This window comes from Acidovorax sp., assembly GCF_046339755.1.
Taxonomy (GTDB): domain Bacteria; phylum Pseudomonadota; class Gammaproteobacteria; order Burkholderiales; family Burkholderiaceae_C; genus Acidovorax.
Genome location: NZ_JBKDTZ010000338.1, coordinates 1 through 2,801, shown reverse-complemented (window position 1 = coordinate 2,801; position 2,801 = coordinate 1). Strand labels below are relative to the sequence as shown.

3 protein-coding genes are annotated in these 2,801 nt (G+C 65.8%); 1 reads left to right on the top strand and 2 read right to left on the bottom strand.

Going from position 1 to position 2,801, the window contains the following annotated elements:
- Nucleotides 1–206: 206 nt before the first annotated feature.
- Entirely contained in the window at nucleotides 207–1,946 is a 1,740-nt protein-coding gene (locus ACK59X_RS29700) for an IS1634 family transposase (protein ID WP_409962264.1), read from the bottom strand.
- 156 nt (nucleotides 1,947–2,102) lie between these two features.
- Here ACK59X_RS29700 and ACK59X_RS29695 point away from each other — a divergent pair, with 156 nt between their 5' ends.
- Nucleotides 2,103–2,294, top strand: coding sequence for a CHAT domain-containing protein (locus ACK59X_RS29695; RefSeq protein ID WP_409962262.1), 192 nt, complete (start codon nucleotides 2,103–2,105; stop codon nucleotides 2,292–2,294).
- A gap of 29 nt (nucleotides 2,295–2,323) precedes the next feature.
- On the opposite strand, the gene ACK59X_RS29690 is transcribed toward ACK59X_RS29695, so the two are convergent.
- A partial coding sequence (locus tag ACK59X_RS29690; protein WP_409962260.1) for a hypothetical protein occupies nucleotides 2,324–2,801 on the bottom strand: 478 nt, incomplete at its 5' end.

Below are 2,801 nucleotides of genomic sequence, written 5' to 3'. Positions count from 1 at the left end.
GCAATGATCAGCGAACAATACGGATTGTCAAGCCTGCGTACGCATAGCGGCTGAATGCGCCGTATAACGTTGCAGGTGACCTGACCGCAGCGGCGTGCGGCAAGCGGCCGGCGAGGAAGAATGAGCGCAGTGAACCTTGCTCCCAAGTTCACCAGAACTGGCGCGTAAGTCGTTGTCGCGCCTAGAACCGATGCGCGTTTACAAGACTACAGCGGGAGGCTCAGCTGCTCGTGTTGGACTTGCTCGGTATGAGGTTGCGGGATGCCCAGCGCACTGAACAAGCGCTGCTGCAGTGTGTCGATACGGCCCAGACCGCGCACCGGACGCAGGCCGTTGAGGGCGACATGATGCTGCTGCAAGCGGCCCAGCAGTTGGAGCGCGCTCGTGGGCGAGTGCTCGTTACCGGCTTGGCGCAGCCGCATGCGCATGACCCGGTGGAGCACGAGCGCGAGGAAGCAAATGCCGGCGTGTGCACGTATGCGCTGAGGCAGCCGGTGGTAGACCGGCCCGATCTCGATGTCGCTCTTGAGCACTCGGAAGCCTCGTTCGATATCGGCCAGGCTCTTGTAGCGCTCAACCAACGCGGCGGCGCCCAGATCGCGCACGTTGCTCAGCAGCACGAGCTTGCCGTCCAAGGACTGCAGCCGCTGCAGCATCGCCTCGTCGATGGTGTAGCTGAACAGCGAGCCCTTCAGATCGACGCGCAGCACGGTGCTCAGGCGTTCCTGGGCGACGGCGTGGTACATGCGGGCCGTCGCACCCTTGTCCGACAACCGGCGGCCGCGGGGCTTCGCGCCGGCATCCTGCGCGTCGAGCTTGCCGCTCCAGCGCTCGGCCAGGGCCTGCAGTTCGGCGATCTTGGCGAGCCGGCGTTCGGTGGCCAGTGCGGCCTGCTGCGCATCGTGGGCCACCACCAGGCGAAGCGCGGTCGCGGGCGGCGCGTCGCCTTCATCGCCGGGGCTCCAAGGACGCTCGTCGACCCACTGCGCTGCGGTGGCGGTGGCGGTGGCGCCGGGGCCCATGCTGCTGATGAGGGGAGCGAACTCCGCGTAGCGGCGTGCCGGCACGGCCAGCACGAACTCCATCGGCTTGCCGCTGGGCAGTCGCAACGCCTGGATCTGCTCCAGGTTGTCCATGCTGAGCAAGCCGCGGTCAGCCACCAGCACCACGCGCGAGATCGCGTAGCGCTGCAGCACTCGATGCACCATCGGCATCAGCGTCGCGGTCTCGGCGACGTTGCCTTCGAAGACCTCGTAGGCGATGGGCAGGCCGTCTGCGGTCTGCACCAGGCCGAGGGCGAACTGGCGCTCGATGGTGTCGCGCTTGCTGCGGCCGTAGGCGCGGACATCGCCGGGCAGTACGGACTCGCCGCACACGCCAACGGTGGTGACGTCATAGAACACCACCGACAGTTCGGTGTCGATGAGCGGCAGCAGAAGCGAGGCCAGATGGGCGTGGACCTTCGGTTCAATGGCCTCCCAGTCATCCATGGCACGCAGCAGCTGCGCGTGTGTGATGTCGCCGGGGGCAGGAAGCTCGGGGATGGCGGCGGTCTGCATCCAGCGAAGCACGCCCAGCTTGGAGCCAGGGTCGCACAGGCGGTTGAAGACCATCAGGCGAAGCAGCAACTCGGTGCGGTGCTCGCGGCGCCCGCGGAAGAGTTCGCCCAGGCGATCCAGGCCGAGTTGGTGCCACAGCTGGTGCAGCACCCACACATCGCCAAAAGCCAAGGATTGCTCGAATTGCACGGTCGGTACCGCGTCGGCGGTACCGCGGCCGGTGGCACGAAGCAAGCCGTTGAGGACGGACTCCAAGTTGGAGTCGGCGCGATCGACGCGGCCGAGCGTGGCGATGACGCGATTGCGGGGGCGACCCTGATCGTCGCGATAGGACTCCGCCAGTTGGGCATAGAGCCGGCCGCCGCTCTTGTTGAGCTTCAAGAACATGGCGCTACTGTATGCCACGCAGCTAAAGCTCGCAATAACTTCAGGACCAAAACGTGGAACTACACGAGTTCCGACCGAAGCGACACTAAGTTGTTGATTGCATTGGGTGCTGGAGCTTCAGAACGGTCGAAATGGGGGTGGAAGTGGTGAACTTCGGTGGCCACGCTGTGGAAGGTCGCCGACAGCAGCACCGCATCCCTCATGGGCGACATGTACCGCCGTCGCACACAGTCCAGCCTCTCCAAGATCGAGGCACTGCGCCAGGCACAGATAGCCCTAGCCTCTCAGCCACGCACCTCGCACCCCTTCTACTGGGCTCCCTTCGTCCTGATGGGGAACTGGCGGTAGCGGGCCGCTGTCGCAGCGGCAGGAGCGGCTCAGGGCTTCTGCGCGGCCGGCTTCTCGATAACGAGGATGATCTTGCCGTCGGTCGGCTGTGGGTAGATGCGCTCGCCACCGAGCGCATCCAGCACCTGGGGTGTCCCGGCTACCGTGATGACGATCGTGCCGGCCTTGTCGACGCGCACGTCAGGCGTCGCCCCCGCACCCTCGAGCAGAACGCGCAACTGCGCCAAGCGGGCTGAAGGGTCGCTGTCGATGAGTATCGTCTCCTTGGGCCCGCGCAGCACCTCATGCTCGCCGTCGCCCCTGGTCATCCAGAGGCTTGCCGTCAGCACGGTGCCGAGCATGATGGATGCCGCAAGGCCCCAAAGCCAGGGATGTACTCGGCCTCGCCGCTCGGTGGGCAACGGTATGGGCTGGCCACCCGGCACGGGCGCGCGGCCATCGCTGATCGCCTCCTGAATACGCAGGAACAGAGCGTCATCTACATCAGGCATCTCCGCGTCGAGCCGT